Below are 14773 nucleotides of genomic sequence, written 5' to 3' on the forward strand. Positions count from 1 at the left end.
AGGAGTCGGGTCGATCCTCGGGGAGTCGCTCGCCGGAGCCGGGTCAGTCCCGGGGGCCGAAGAGCGCCGAGCCGACGCGCACGATGGTCGCGCCCTCCTCGACGGCGATCTCGAGGTCGCCGCTCATCCCCATCGACAGCTCGGTGAGCTCGGGGATCCCGAGCTGCTCGCGCAGCGCGTCCCGCAGCTCGCGCAGGGAGCGCAGCGAGGCGCGCACCGCTGCCTCGTCGCTCGTGTTCGCCCCGATGGTCATGAGGCCGACGGGGCGCAGGCGCTCACTGCCGCGCAGGCGCTCCACGATCGGCGCGAGCGCCTCGAGGGTCGGGGCGAAGCCGCCCTTGGACTCCTCGCCCGAGGTGTTGACCTGCACCAGCACGTCGCGGCGGACGTCCGCGAGCTCGGCCCGGCGCTCGAGGGCGTCGGCGATGTCGTCCCGGTCCACGCTGTGCACGAGCTCGGCGAAGGCGATCACGTCGCGGGCCTTGTTCGTCTGGAGCCGGCCGATGAAGTGCCGGGGCACGCCGTTGCCCGCGAGCAGCGGGTCCTCGTGCTTGGCGATCTCCTGGGCCCGGTTCTCCCCCACCGCGATCCGTCGGCCGCGCTCGCGCAGCAGCTCGATCATCTCCGCGATCTGGGCGGGGGTGCGGGTCTTGGTGGCCAGCAGCAGCGTGATCTCCGCGCCGTCGCGCCCGGCACGGGCTACGGCGGCATCGATCCGCCCGAGCACCTCGTCGAGGCGGGCGATGAGCTGGGGGTCGGCGGAGGAGGCGGTCATGGCCTCCATTGTGGCCGATCCCGGGCGTGCCCGGCACGCGGGCATCCGGTGCCCCCAGCGGGACTCGAACCCGCACTGTGCCGCTTTTAAGGCGGCCGCCTCTGCCGATTGGGCTATGGGGGCGTGCACGCGCCGGCGCTCGCGGTGGTGCGACCGGCGGCGGCGTCACCCTATGCTGGAATGCATCATGACCGCTGTGATCCGGTCCCTCGCGGACTCCCTGCGACGGTTCGGCGACGACCGCCTCGAGGCGCTGCTCGTCGCCCGACCGGATCTCGCCTCGCCTCTGCCCCGGGGGATCGGCCCGCTGGCCGCGCGCGCCGGGGGCAGCACCTCCGCGCGCCGCGCGCTGGACTCGCTGACCCTGCCCGAGCTGCATCTCGTCGAGGCGCTCGCCGTGCTCGAGGACGGCTCCTCCCCCGCCGCGCTCGCCGCCGCGGTCTCCTCCGACCCGGCGACGATCGCCCCGTCCCTCGAGCGGCTGATCACCCTCGCGATCGTGTGGGGCGAGGACGAGCTGCACCTGCTGCGGCCGCTGCGCGACGGCCTGCGCGCCCCGGCCGGGCTGGCCGCCGCGACCGCCGCCGATCCCGACGCCGAGGAGGCCGCGCGCCGCGTCGAGGCGGCCCGCGACCGGCTCGGCCCGGCGCTCGACGCCCTCGCCTGGGGGCCCAGCGCCGTCACCGGCAGCGGGAAGCTCGCCGCCGCGCTGCGCCAGGCCGGGATCGTCGAGCCCGACGGGGAGAGCCTGCACATCCCCCGCTCCGTGCACCTCGCCCTGCGCGACGGGAGGGTGCGTCGCAGCCACACGGCGCAGCGTCCCGTGCCCGAGGGCCCGGAGATCACCGAGCGGGTCCCCGGCTCCCGCACCGCGCAGGCCGTCGAGCGGGCCTTCGAGGCGCTGCGCCTGCTGGGCACCGTGCGCGGCTTCGACGAGGACCCGCCCGGGGTGCTCAAGCGCGGCGGGCTCCCCCAGCGGGACCTGCGCCGTCTCGCCGAGCGCGCCGGCGCCCCGCTGCTGGATCACGCGACCGTGCTGCAGAGCGCCTGGCAGGCCGGGCTCATCGGGCACGACGGCCAGGAGTGGCATCCCACCCGCGACTGGGACGTGCACCGGATGCTGCCCGCGTCCCAGCGCTGGGCCGAGCTCGTGCTGGCCTGGGCGCGCGGGCACCACCTCGCCGCCGTGGTCGGCACCCCCGACTCCTCGGGGACGGGCCGCTCGCTGCTGTCGGACCTCACCCGACGCGACGGCGTGCGCACCCGGCGCGGCAGCCTGCTGCGCCTGCTGCGCACGAGCCCGGGCGTGGACGCGACCGAGGACTCGCTCGTCGCGGCGCTCGCCTGGGCGTTCCCGCTGGTGCCCTCCGAGGTGCTGCGGGAGGAGACCTCGGCGCTGCTCGTCGAGGGCCGGGCACTCGGCGTGCTCGACGGCGGCAGCCTCACCGTGCTCGGCCAGGCCCTGGTCCCGGCCCTCGACGAGGACATCACCACCGCCGACGCCCGCCTCGCCGCGGCGCTGGAGGAGGTCGCCCCCGCCCCCGTCGAGGAGGTGCTGCTGGACGCGGATCTCACCGCCGTGATCCCGGGCCGCCCCGCCCAGCGCCTGCTGCCGCTGCTGGACTGGACCGAGGTGATCTCCCGCGGCGGCGCGCTCACGCTCCGCTTCAGCGCCGCCACGGTGCGGCGGGCCCTCGGCGACGGCCGCGACGCCGAGGCGTTGCTCGCCCTGCTCGAGGACGTCTCCCGCTCCCCCGTCCCGCAGGCCCTGACCTACCTCCTGCGCGACGAGCAGCGACGGCACGGGCGGGTGCAGGTCTCCCGCGCCTCGACCGTCCTCACCGCCGAGCCAGAGGTGCTGGACCTGCTGCAGGCCGCGTCCGAGGCGGTGCCGCTGGGGCTGCACCGTCTCGCACCGACCGTCGCCGTGACCCTCTCGGATCCGGGCTTCGCCCTGCAGATCGCCCGTCAGGCAGGACTGTCGCCGCAGGCCGTCGGCCCCGACGGGAAGCCGGTGTCCGAGGAGCTGTCGCACTCGCTGCGCCCAGGGCCGGTCGATCCTGATCTCGTGACCGTCGAGGGCCCGGAGCTGCGGATCCCCGCCGCGGAGGCGGTCGCACGCATCCGCGACGCCGAGGAGGGCGGCACCGACCTCAGCGTCACCGACCGGCTGCTGGACGCGATCGCCCGGTCCGCCGAGATTCCGCTCGGCATCGTCGACGGGCAGGGCGGCGTGGTCGTCAAGCAGGCCCTCCCGCTCTCCCTGGAGGGCGGCCGGCTGCGGGCCCGCGAGTCCGGCAGCCAGGAGGAGTTCACGGTGCTCGTGCACCGGGTGACGCTCGGCTGAACGCGGCCCTGCGCCGATGCAGGTCACGGATCGGTCCATGGGGAGCACTCCCCATGGCGGAGCACCTCCTGCATCGGGGTACTATTCGGCTCGCCAGGCACGGGGCGACCTCAGCGCCTCCCTGGGGCCCGGGCGCATCCGTCTCGGGGCATGATCATCAGGAAAGAGGGGTTTCCCATGACCAACCAGCCCTACGCCGCAAGCACCGGCGCTCCGGTCTCCAAGACGAAGTGGATCGTGCAGCTCGTCGTCTCGGTGCTCTGCTTCTTCAACATCATCACCATCGTGCTCGCGATCCTCGGCCTGACCAAGGCCGACACCGATCTCGCGACCGCGAACAAGTACTACAAGTGGGGCTGGATCGCCTACATCATCTGGGCTGTGCTGGTCATCGGCGTCAACCTGCTGCTCCTGCTCACGGGCGCCTTCACGGCCTCGTTCGAGACCTACTGAGCCGACCGGCTCCAGCACGAAGGCCCCGGACCGTTCGGTCCGGGGCCTTCGTGGATCAGCGGCGATGTCGCCGCCAGTCGATCAGTCCTGCATCAGTCCGACTGATCTCCTACCGCTCGTACCTCGCAGTACGTCGATCAGTCCTGCATCAGTCCGACTGATCTCCTACCGCTCGTACCTCGCAGTACGTCGATCAGTCCTGCATCAGTCCGACTGATCTCCTACCGCTCGTACCTCGCAGTACGTCGATCAGTCCTGCTTGGTCTCGCGGCGGTCCTGGGTCCACTCGACGTGGAAGGTGCCCTCGGTGTCCACGCGCTGGTAGGTGTGGGCGCCGAAGTAGTCGCGCTGGGCCTGGACCAGGGCGGCCGGGAGGCGCTCGGCGCGCACCGCGTCGTAGTAGGACAGGGTCGAGGAGAAGACCGGGACCGGGTAGCCGGAGGCCGCCGCGAAGGCGACGATGCGGCGCCAGGCCGGGATGCACTTGGCGATCTCCTCGGTGAAGTACGCATCGGCCAGGAGCAGCGGCAGGTTCGCGTCGCGCTCGTAGGCCTCGGTGATGCGGTTGAGGAAGCGGGCGCGGATGATGCAGCCGCCGCGCCAGATCCGCGCCATCGCGCCGAGGTCGATGTCCCAGCCGTACTCCTTCGCGCCGGCCGCGATCTCGTCGAAGCCCTGCGAGTAGGAGACGAGCTTCGCCGCGTACAGCGCCTTCTGGAGGTCGTCGATGAACTGCGCCCTGTCGGCGATCTCGAGGGTCTGCGCCTCGGCCTTCAGCACGCCGCGGGCGGCCTCGCGCTGCGGGGTCGAGCCGGAGGTGGAGCGGGCGAAGGTCGCCTCGGCGATGCCGGTGACCGGGACGCCTAGGTCCAGCGCGGTCTGTACGGTCCAGGCGCCGGTGCCCTTCTGGGCGGCGCGGTCGAGGATGACGTCGACGAAGGGCTTGCCCGAGGTCTGGTCGGTGTGGTGGAGCACCTCGGCGGTGATCTCGATGAGGAAGGACTCCAGATCGCCCTCGTTCCACTCGGCGAAGACGTCGCCGATCTCGGAGGCGCCCATGCCCAGTGCCTTGGACATCATGTCGTAGGCCTCGGAGATGACCTGCATGTCCGCGTACTCGATGCCGTTGTGGACCATCTTCACGAAGTGGCCCGCGCCGTCGGCGCCGACGTGGGTGCAGCAGGGGACGCCGTCCACGTGCGCGGAAATCTTCTCGAACATCGGGCCGAGGCGGTCGTAGGACTCCTTGGTGCCGCCGGGCATGATCGAGGGGCCGTTCAGGGCGCCCTCCTCACCGCCGGAGACGCCGGAGCCGACGAAGTGCAGGCCCTTCTCGCGCAGCGCGGCCTCACGACGGCGGGTGTCGCCGAACAGGGCGTTGCCCGCGTCGACGATGATGTCGCCCTCCTCCATGTGGGAGGCGAGCTCGTCGATCACGGCGTCGGTGGGCTTGCCGGCCTTGACCATGATGATCGCCACGCGCGGCTTCTGCAGGGAGGCGACGAAGTCGGCCATGGACTCCGACGGGTAGAACTCGCCCTCGGAGGCGTAGTTGTCCATGACCGTCTCGGTCTTGCCGACGGAGCGGTTGTGGATGGCGACCTTGAAGCCGTTGCGGGCGAAGTTGCGGGCGAGGTTCGAGCCCATCACCGCCATACCGGTGACGCCGATGTCCGCGACATCGGCAGGGGACGGAGCAAAGCTGGCCATGGGTTCTCCTCAGATCGAGTGACTGTCGAGCCGGGCCGAACCGCGGCGCCGAGGGCGTCGGCGGGCATCGCGGGCCCGACCCATCGCGGTCCATCCTAGAGAATTCCGGCCCGAGACGTTCCCGTGTGCCAGCGCTTGCCGCACGAGGGTGGCCGCGGACACGGTACCGTCGCTCCGGGGAAAGCGGGAGGACGCTCTCCCGCACGCCCGAACACACCTCGAGAGCGAGCCACCCGATGACTCATTCCCCGTTCGATCCGCAGTCCGCCCCCGGCGCTCCGGGCGCTGCACCGCAGGGCTCGGCCCGCGCTCCCGGCCCGGCCCCGGGCACCGACCTCGGCGCCGACCTCGGGGCGGGTCTGCGCTTCGCGGGCACGGGCCTGCTGCGCGGCGCGGCCGCGCTGCTGGGCGTCGGCGCGCTCTACGCCGTGGCCATGCTCGTGGTGGTCGGCGTCGGCTTCGCCCTCACTCTCTTCCTCTCGATCGCGATGGTCGAGACGTCCTCGTCGGCCGGCGGCGACCCCTCCTTCGGCCAGATGATCGTGATCTTCGCGCTGTGCTTCGTGCTGGTGCTGGTCGCCGGAGTGGTCGGAGCGCTGTGGCAGGCCGGTGCCGCGCAGGCCGGCGGGATCCTCGCCGGCGGCGAGCGTCCGAGCTTCCGCCAGGGCCTGATCGGCTCCGGCCGGGTGGTCACCACCGCCGTGCTCGTGCTCGTGATCGTGATGATCGGCTCGGTGCTCCTCTACCTCCCCGGCATCATCGCCGCCGTCCTGCTGTTCTACGCGATCCCCGCGGCGCTGCGCGGGGCGTCCCCCGGCCAGGCGCTGCGTGAGTCCGTAGCGACGGCCACGTCGAACCTCGGCGTCACGATCGTCGGCTTCCTGATCACGATGGTGGCCTCCTCGATCGGCGGGACGCTGGTCGTCGGCTTCATCGCGGTCATCCCCTTCACCGTCCTGCTCCAGATCGGGCTCTACGAGAGGGTCAACGGGCGCACGCCGTCCCTGCCCGCCTGATCCCGGCCCCGCCGCACCCCGCATACGAGCCCGCGCCCAGCCCTGGGAGCGCGGGCTCGTGCACGTGCCGGGCCGGGCCGGGCCGGGCTGGCCCGGGGAGGCGCCCCTCACGTCGCCCCCTCCCCGGCCCGGACGGGACGTAGCCTGATCCGATGACCGACGGCCCCCTCATCGTCCAGAGCGACAAGTCCCTCCTGCTCGAGGTCGACCATCCCTCGGCGCAGGCCGCCCGGATCGCGATCGCGGCCTTCGCCGAGCTCGAGCGGGCGCCCGAGCACGTGCACACCTACCGCATCACCGACCTCGGGCTGTGGAACGCGCGCGCCGCCGGCTACGACGCGGAGACCGTCGTCGCGGCGCTCGTGGACCACTCCCGCTACCCGGTCCCCCACTCGCTGCTGATCGACGTGGCGGACACCATGGACCGCTACGGGCGCCTGCAGCTGCTCTCCGACCCACAGCACGGGCTCGTGCTGCACGGTCTGGACCGCGCGGTGCTCGAGGAGGTCACCCGCGCCAAGCGGGTCCAGGGCATGCTCGGCGAGCGCGTCGACGACACCACGGTCAGGGTCCATCCCTCCGAGCGGGGCGCGCTCAAGCAGGCGCTGCTGAAGCTCGGCTGGCCCGCCGAGGACCTCGCCGGCTACGTCGACGGGGAGGCGCACCCGATCGCGCTGGCGGAGGACGGCTGGCACCTGCGCCCGTACCAGACCGAGGCGGTGGACGGCTTCCGCCACGGCGGCTCGGGCGTGGTGGTCCTCCCCTGCGGCGCGGGCAAGACCCTCGTCGGCGCCGGGGCGATGGCCGCGATGCAGCGCACCACGCTGATCCTGGTGACCAACACCGTCTCCGCCCGCCAGTGGCGGGACGAGCTGCTGGCCCGCACCACCCTCACCGAGGACGAGATCGGCGAGTACTCCGGCACGACGAAGGAGATCCGCCCGGTCACGATCGCCACGTACCAGGTCCTCACCATGAAGCGGAAGGGCGTCCACCCGCACCTGGAGCTGATGAGCGCCCGCGACTGGGGTCTGATCCTCTATGACGAGGTGCACCTGCTGCCCGCGCCCGTGTTCCGGATGACCGCGGACCTGCAGGCCCGGCGCCGTCTGGGTCTGACCGCGACGCTCGTGCGCGAGGACGGCCGCGAGGGCGAGGTCTTCTCGCTGATCGGGCCGAAGCGCTACGACGCGCCGTGGAAGGACATCGAGGCGCAGGGCTACATCGCCCCGGCCGTCTGCACCGAGGTGCGGGTGACCCTGCCGGCCTCGGATCGCATGGCCTACGCGATGGCGGAGGCCTCCGACCGGCCCCGCCTCGGCGCCGCGCACGGCGCGAAGGTGCCGGTGGTCGAGCGGATCGCCCGCGCCCATCCCGAGGAGCCGCTGCTGGTGATCGGCCAGTACCTCGACCAGCTCGAGGAGATCGCCGAGCACCTCGGCGCGGAGCTGCTGACAGGGCAGACCCCCGTCAAGCGCCGCCAGCAGCTGTTCGCCGACTTCCGCGAGGGCCGGATCGACCGCCTGGTCGTCTCGAAGGTCGCGAACTTCTCGGTCGACCTGCCCGAGGCCTCGGTCGCGGTCCAGGTCAGCGGCGCCTTCGGCTCCCGCCAGGAAGAGGCCCAGCGCCTCGGCCGCCTGCTGCGCCCCAAGGCCGACGGGCGCTCCGCGCACTTCTACACCGTCGTCATGCGCGACACCCAGGACCAGGACTTCGCCGCGCACCGTCAGCGGTTCCTCGCCGAGCAGGGCTACGCCTACTCGATCGTGGACGCCGAGCAGCTGGACGGGGCGCTCGACGCGGGTTGATCCGTCCCGGGCCGCATATCCGTCGGCCCGGCTCCACGGGGAGGGGACGCGACGTCGTTACAGTGGGCACGCACGACATCCCCGCCGGCCCTGCCGGCGCTTCCCCGCCGCCCCGTCGGCCGTCCCCAGGAGATCGACATGACCGCACCCGACGATCCCACCCGCACCCCCGGCCCCGACGGCGCCGCGCGCCCCGCGGACGACCCGACGCCCACCCCCGAGGCGACCCGTCCCGCGGACACCGCACCGACCGACCGACGCGCCGCCGAGCGCCCCGCCGCCCAGGACCCCGCCCCGCAGAAGGACGAGGTCCCCTCCTCCGGCGGCAAGACCGCGACGACCTGGATCGCGCTGATCCTCGGCGCGATCGTGCTGGTGCTGCTGCTGATCTTCGTGATCCAGAACAATGTCTCGGCCCGCTTCCAGTACTTCGGGGCGGAGTTCGACCTCCCCCTCGGCGTCGCGATGCTGCTCGCCGCGATCGCAGGTGCGCTGGTCATGGCGCTGGTCGGCTCGGTGCGCATGATCCAGATGGGCTGGACGATCCGCAAGCTGCGCAAGCAGCAGGAGAAGGTCCAGCGCACCCTGCGCTGAGGCCGCCCAGGAGACGTCCAGCCATCTCCCAAGCAGAGGGAGGACGGTAGAGCCATGACTGCTGCGAGCGAGGAGAACGACTACGAGGCACGCCTCCTGGTCGTCGACGACGAGCCCAACATCCGCGACCTCCTGGCCACCTCCCTGCGCTTCGCAGGCTTCGAGGTGTTCACCGCCTCCACCGGCAACGAGGCGATCCGGGAGGCGACCGAGCACCAGCCGGACCTCGTGGTCCTGGACGTGATGCTCCCGGACATGGACGGCTTCACCGTCACGCGCCGCCTGCGCGACCGCGGCGAGCAGTACCCGATCCTCTTCCTCACCGCGAAGGACGAGACGCAGGACAAGGTCGCCGGCCTCACCGTCGGCGGCGACGACTACGTCACCAAGCCCTTCAGCCTCGAGGAGGTCGTCGCCCGGATCCGGGCCGTGCTGCGCCGCACCCACGGCGGCTCGGAGACGGCCGTGGACAGCGCCCTCGTCGTCGGCGACCTGCGCCTGGACGAGGACTCCCACGAGGTCCACCGCGGGGACGTGAACATCGAGCTGTCCCCCACCGAGTTCAAGCTCCTGCGCTATCTCATGCTGAACGCGGGCCGCGTGGTCTCCAAGACCCAGATCCTCGACCACGTCTGGGACTACGACTGGTCCGGCGAGGTGGGCATCGTCGAGTCCTACATCTCCTACCTGCGCCGCAAGATCGACGTGGTGGGCGACCCGATGATCCACACCAAGCGCGGCATCGGCTACGTGCTGCGCGCCGCCGAGGGCGCCTGACCCCGACGCCCGACCCGAGGAGCACCACCCCGTGGCCCTGCCGAGCCTGCGCACCGAGCGCCCGATGTCGCTGTGGACCCGGATCGTCGCGCTGATCTCGCTGCTGCTGGTGCTCGGCGTGGTCGTGACCGGGAGCCTGTCGCTGTTCCTGCTGAACCGCACCCTGATCCAGTCGGTCGACAACAACCTGCAGTCCTCGATCAGCGAGATGCTCTCCCTGGCGCAGCACGAGCTCGCCGGGGACGACGACGCCGTCACCTCGAGCACGTACATCCCCGTGGAGTACGCGGTCGAGATCCGCGACGAGCAGGGACGGCCGATCGAGCAGGAGGTCTTCCACTACGGGCCCGGGAAGGTCTCGGTGCAGTTCCCGGACCTCACCGACGAGCAGATCCTGCAGCGCGGCGGGCGCCCCTTCACGGTGCTGGACTCCGCCGAGAACCGCTGGCGGGTCATCGCGATGGTGAACTCCGGGCCGGACAAGGGCAGCGTGTACGTGGCCCTGCCGCTGACCTCGGTGGACCGCACCATGCACGAGATGGCGCTGATCATCGTGCTGGTGGGCACCCTCGTGGTGCTGGTCGGGATGGGCGCAGGAGGCTACGTCACCCATCGGGCGCTCGAGCCGCTGCGGGACGTGGAGGCCACAGCCTCCCAGATCGCCGGGGGCCACCTCTCCCAGCGCGTGCCCGTGACGGACACGAGCCTCGAGGTGCACGACCTCGCGCTGTCGCTGAACGAGATGCTGGTGCGGATCGAGCAGGCCTTCGCCGCGCAGTCCGCCTCGGAGGAGAAGGCCACCGCCTCGGAGGCGAGGATGCGCCGCTTCGTGGGCGACGCCTCCCATGAGCTGCGCACGCCGCTGGCAGCGATCCGCGGCTTCGGGGAGCTGTACCGGATGGGGGCCCTGCGCACCGACGAGGACACCGCCTCCGCGATGCGTCGGATCGAGGACGAGGCGAGGCGGATGGGCTCCCTCGTGGAGAACCTGCTGCGCCTGGCGCGGCTCGACGAGCGCCCCGACCTCGACCTCGAGCCGCTGGACCTCACCGACGCCCTCTTCGACGCCGCCCAGGACCTGCGCGCCCTGGACCCGGACCGGCAGGTCATGGTCGTCTCCCTGCAGGGGACGCCGCTGTCGGTGCAGCCGCACGTCCCGTTCGGGGTGCTGGGCGACGAGGCCTCGCTGCGCCAGGTGATCCTGAACCTGGTGGGCAACGCGAACCGCCACACCCCCAAGGGATCGCCGGTCGAGTTCGCGGTGGGCCGCCTCGAGGACGGCCGGGTCCGGATCGAGGTGCGCGACCACGGCGAGGGCATCGACGACGACCAGCGGGAGAAGGTGTTCGAGCGGTTCTACCGCACCGACTCCTCCCGGGTCCGCTCGGCGAGCCAGGGCGGCGGCGCGGGCCTGGGCCTGTCGATCGCGGCGACCATCGTCCAGCAGCATCGCGGCGCGATCGGCGTGCAGCCGACGCCCGGGGGCGGTGCGACCTTCTGGATCGAGCTGCAGGGCACGGACCTCGACCCCGAGCAGCAGGTGGAGCCGGACCAGCTGCGGGCGCTGACGAGCTCCTCCTCCCCCGCGAGCCCGTCCGTCCCGCCCGCGCAGGACTGATCCGCGCATTCCCCGCCGCTCCCTGCGACGACGCTCTGACGTGCACATTTACGCAACACCACCATGTCGCAAATCGGACATTCGTCGCTCATCGACTGTTCATCGCGGCTTCACCGGGACCCCATGTCGTGCTCCACCTCGCCGTCCATGGTTTGGGGGTCGCGAGCTCCACCCCCTCGCGGACACCCGCTCACGACCTGAGGAGCCCCCATGCTCAAGCGTCATCTCCCCATGCTCGGCCACACCCGTGGCAACCGCCTCGCCATCACCTGCGAGCTCAAGTGCGGCAGCGCCTGCTCGCACCCGGTCCCCAACACCTCGGACAACTCGCACTTCCGCGACATCGCCGACGCCGCGATCTCGCGCCGCGTCGCGCTCGGCGCGGGCGGCGGTCTGGCCGCCGCGGTGGTCGTCGGCGCGAACGTGGCCGGCGCCCCGGCGGCGCGGGCCGACCACGGCGCCCACCCCCAGGGCGACGGGACCCTCACCTTCCAGGCCATCGACCCGGTGCCCCGCGTCGTCGACGACATGACGGTGCCCCGCGGCTACGACTGGACCCCGATCATCCGCTGGGGCGACCCGCTGTTCGAGGACTCCCCCGAGTTCGACCTCGAGAACCAGACCCGCGAGTCGCAGGAGAAGCAGTTCGGCTACAACTCCGACTACCTCAACGTCATCGTCGACGACGAGGAGGGCACCACCGGCTATCTCGTCAACAACCACGAGTACACCAACGAGAACATCATGTTCTCCCCGGAGTACATCGCCTCGAACCCCGAGGACGTCGTGGGCACCGCGATCGCCGCCCACGGCCTGTCGATCGTGGACCTCGAGCGCACCGGCGCGGGCGAGCCCTGGTCCTACGTCGTCGGCGGCCGCCGCAACCGGCGCATCACCGGCTTCACCCCCTTCACCGTGGACGGCCCCGCCGCGGGCTCGGACCTGCTGAAGACCGTCGAGGACCCCGAGGGCATGACCGTGCTCGGCACCCTGAACAACTGCGGAGGCGGCACCACCCCGTGGGGCACCGTCCTCTCGGGCGAGGAGAACTTCGACCAGTACTTCGTGGGCACCGCGGGCGTCGAGGAGCAGGAGCGCGTGGGCATCTCCCCCGGCCCCACCTCGCGCCGCTGGGACCTCGTCCACCCCCGTTTCAACCTCAACAACGAGGGCTACGAGAACGAGGCCAACCGCTTCGGCTGGATCGTCGAGATCGACCCCGACGACCCGACCTCGACCCCGGTCAAGCACACGGCGCTGGGCCGCTTCAAGCACGAGGCCGGCACCGTGCACATCGCCCGCACCGGCCACGCCGTCGTCTACTCCGGCGACGACCAGACGGACGACTACATCTACAAGTTCGTCTCCCGTCGCGTGTACCGCGAGGGCGACAAGGCGAACAACATGAAGCTGCTCAGCGAGGGCACGCTCTACGTCGCGCGCTTCGAGGGCAACTCCCCCGCCGGCGAGATCGACGGCTCCGGCGACGTGCCCTCCGACGGCGCCTTCGACGGCGCGGGCACCTGGGTCCCGCTGGTGCGCAACAACCGCTCCCTGGTCCCCGGCTTCACCGTCGAGGAGGTCCTGGTCAACACCCGTCTCGCGGCCGACACCGTCGGCGCGACCAAGATGGACCGCCCCGAGGACGTCGAGCCCAGCCCCACCAGCGGCAAGATCTACGTGGCGCTGTCCAACAACTCCAAGCGCTCCCCCGACTACGTCGACGAGGCCAACCCCGTCGCCGTGCCCGACGGCGGCAACCGCGACGGCCACGTCATCGAGATCACCGAGCAGCGCGACGACCACACCTCGACCCGCTTCAACTGGTCGATCCTGCTGCTGGCCGGCGATCCCTCCACCTCTGAGACCGCCTACTTCTCGGGGTTCCCGAAGGACCAGGTCTCCCCGATCTCCTGCCCGGACAACCTGGCCTTCGACTCGAAGGGCACGCTGTGGATCTCCACCGACGGCCAGCCGGGCAAGATCGGCTACTCCGACGCTCTCCACAAGGTCACCCTCGAGGGCGAGGACCGCGGCAGGGTCGAGCAGTTCCTGGCCGTCCCCGCCGACGCCGAGACCAGCGGCCCGGTCATCCACGACCTCGACGACTCGGTCTTCGTCGCGGTCCAGCACCCGGGCGAGGGCGGCGAGTGGGGCGCCCACACCTCCTACTTCCCGGACTTCGCTCCCGGCGGCGGGCTGAAGGGCGACCTGGTCGCCGTGCCGCGTCCCGCCGTGGTCCAGGTCTACCTCGACGTCCTCGGCGACGCGGACGACGAGGAGGCGGGCTCGGGCGGCGGTGCCGGCAACGGGAACGGCAAGGGCAACGGCAAGGGCCGTGGCCAGGCCGACCGCGGCAAGGGCAGCGACAACGGCAAGGGCAAGGGTCGCGACAACGGCCGCGGCAAGGGCCGTCGCGACGAGGAGAACCGTCGCAAGGGCCGCTTCGCCGAGGACGGCCGGCGCAGCCGGGACTGGAACAACGGCAAGGGCCACGGCGCCGAAGGCTGACCTCGTCCTGCACGCCGCCTGATGCGGACGGGCTCCTCACCGCGGTGAGGGGCCCGTCCCGTCGTCCGGGGCACATCGCGGGCGGGGAGCGGTGTCGGCGGGCCCGTCCGGTTCATCCTGTCGGCGGGCCCGGCCGGTTCGTCCCGTGGTCGGACCCGTCGCCGCTCAGTCCGTCGGCGGGCCGTCCATCGCCTGGCCGACGAAGCCGGGCTCCCCGGCCTCACGGGCGAGCGCGTCGAGCCGTGCCAGCAGCGCCTCGGCGCGGCGTCGGCCCTGCGCATCGTGCGCCTCGACCCGTACGTCCCCGTGCGGCAGGTCGCGGGTGAGGCGGAAGGAGCCGGGCTCCGCGGGCAGGGGGTCCACATGGCCGACGAGTCCGACGATCAGGTCGCGCGGCACGGGGTCGAGGCCCAGCTCGGCGGCGTGGGCGGCGCTGCGTCGGGCCCGGCCGGCGGGGCGCTCGGAGAGCTTCACCCGCAGCCCCGAGCGCAGCAGGATCCGGGTCAGCTCGCGGTCGCCGACGAAGCTCACCCCGGCGGCCTCGAGGTCCTCGCGGGCGGAGGCGGGCCAGTCGTAGTGGTCGAGGTCGAAGGCGCGCGGGGGCAGTCCGGCACGGGCGGCGGCCTCGTGCAGCTCCTCGAGGGAGCGGTCCGAGACGAGATGGCCCCACACGGTGCCGTGACGGGGCCAGCGCGGGGTGTCGGCGAAGACGGTCATCGGGTTCCTCCGCGGGCTCGGTGGGCGTCGGCGGTGCGGGGTGTGCGGGGTGTGCGGGGTGTGCTCGATCCTGCCAGAGCACGCAGCACGTGCTCCATCGGGCCGCGTCGTCCGCTCCGGCGCAGCAGCACGGCGGGCGGGAGCATGAGGAGCCAGCCGGCGAGCACGAGCGCCGCGGCGCCCGCGCTGCCGAGCTGCGCGCCGAGGTCGAGGGTGTACGGCGGGAACAGGAGCAGGCACAGGACCGACTGGGCGAGATACGCACTGAGCGAGACCGCACCGAGCGCCTCGACGGCGCGCACCGCCGCGCCGAGGGGGTCGCGGGCCCCGGCCGGGGGCGAGGCCGCGGCAGTGGCCGTGGGTGTGGCCGTGGGTGTGGCCGTGGATGTGGCCGTGGCCGTCGCGGACGCGAGGCCGCCGTCGGCGCCCGGTGCGCGCGCCGCGGGG

12 protein-coding genes and 1 tRNA gene are annotated in these 14773 nt (G+C 72.4%); 8 read left to right on the top strand and 5 right to left on the bottom strand.

Annotation, left to right across the window (positions count from 1 at the left end; translation table 11 throughout):
- Positions 1-43: 43 nt before the first annotated feature.
- Both Y09_RS16625 and Y09_RS16630 read right to left on the bottom strand, forming a co-directional pair.
- Positions 44-775, bottom strand: coding sequence for a YggS family pyridoxal phosphate-dependent enzyme (locus Y09_RS16625; protein WP_053918984.1), 732 nt, complete (start codon positions 773-775; stop codon positions 44-46).
- Positions 776-824: 49 nt separating this feature from the next.
- A tRNA-Leu gene (locus tag Y09_RS16630) sits at positions 825-898 on the bottom strand.
- 64 nt (positions 899-962) lie between these two features.
- Between Y09_RS16630 and Y09_RS16635 the strand changes: the two genes are divergently transcribed.
- Both Y09_RS16635 and Y09_RS16640 read left to right on the top strand, forming a co-directional pair.
- The gene (locus Y09_RS16635; protein WP_053918985.1) at positions 963-3122 is read left to right on the top strand and encodes a helicase-associated domain-containing protein; all 2160 of its coding nucleotides are present in this window, start codon (positions 963-965) and stop codon (positions 3120-3122) included.
- Between the two features lie 177 nt (positions 3123-3299).
- Positions 3300-3575 (top strand): hypothetical protein, encoded by a 276-nt coding sequence (locus Y09_RS16640; RefSeq protein ID WP_053918986.1) that lies wholly within the window; start codon positions 3300-3302, stop codon positions 3573-3575.
- Positions 3576-3824: 249 nt separating this feature from the next.
- On the opposite strand, the gene gndA is transcribed toward Y09_RS16640, so the two are convergent.
- Positions 3825-5285, bottom strand: coding sequence for an NADP-dependent phosphogluconate dehydrogenase (gndA, locus tag Y09_RS16645; RefSeq protein ID WP_053918987.1), 1461 nt, complete (start codon positions 5283-5285; stop codon positions 3825-3827).
- A 236-nt stretch (positions 5286-5521) separates the two neighbouring features.
- Between gndA and Y09_RS16650 the strand changes: the two genes are divergently transcribed.
- The 6 genes from Y09_RS16650 to Y09_RS16675 all read left to right on the top strand — a co-directional run bounded on the left by Y09_RS16650 (position 5522) and on the right by Y09_RS16675 (position 13609).
- Complete coding sequence (locus Y09_RS16650; RefSeq protein ID WP_053918988.1) at positions 5522-6301, top strand: hypothetical protein; 780 nt, start codon at positions 5522-5524, stop codon at positions 6299-6301.
- A 152-nt stretch (positions 6302-6453) separates the two neighbouring features.
- The gene (locus Y09_RS16655; protein ID WP_053918989.1) at positions 6454-8109 is read left to right on the top strand and encodes a DNA repair helicase XPB; all 1656 of its coding nucleotides are present in this window, start codon (positions 6454-6456) and stop codon (positions 8107-8109) included.
- A 138-nt stretch (positions 8110-8247) separates the two neighbouring features.
- Positions 8248-8703 (top strand): lipopolysaccharide assembly LapA domain-containing protein, encoded by a 456-nt coding sequence (locus Y09_RS16660; RefSeq protein WP_053918990.1) that lies wholly within the window; start codon positions 8248-8250, stop codon positions 8701-8703.
- Between the two features lie 54 nt (positions 8704-8757).
- Positions 8758-9480, top strand: coding sequence for a response regulator transcription factor (locus tag Y09_RS16665; protein ID WP_053918991.1), 723 nt, complete (start codon positions 8758-8760; stop codon positions 9478-9480).
- 31 nt (positions 9481-9511) lie between these two features.
- Complete coding sequence (locus tag Y09_RS16670) at positions 9512-11098, top strand: HAMP domain-containing sensor histidine kinase (RefSeq protein WP_053918992.1); 1587 nt, start codon at positions 9512-9514, stop codon at positions 11096-11098.
- 210 nt (positions 11099-11308) lie between these two features.
- Entirely contained in the window at positions 11309-13609 is a 2301-nt protein-coding gene (locus Y09_RS16675) for a PhoX family phosphatase (protein WP_053918993.1), read from the top strand.
- 165 nt (positions 13610-13774) lie between these two features.
- Here the strand turns inward: Y09_RS16675 and Y09_RS16680 are convergent, their stop codons facing one another.
- Together Y09_RS16680 and Y09_RS16685 are read right to left on the bottom strand one after the other, a co-directional pair.
- Complete coding sequence (locus Y09_RS16680) at positions 13775-14326, bottom strand: DUF4031 domain-containing protein (RefSeq protein WP_053918994.1); 552 nt, start codon at positions 14324-14326, stop codon at positions 13775-13777.
- Positions 14323-14773: DUF418 domain-containing protein (locus Y09_RS16685; protein WP_159419674.1), on the bottom strand; the 451-nt coding region annotated here is incomplete at its 5' end. The genes Y09_RS16685 and Y09_RS16680, both read right to left, overlap by 4 nt.

It is taken from the genome of Brachybacterium sp. SW0106-09 (assembly GCF_001293905.1).
Lineage (GTDB): Bacteria > Actinomycetota > Actinomycetes > Actinomycetales > Dermabacteraceae > Brachybacterium > Brachybacterium conglomeratum.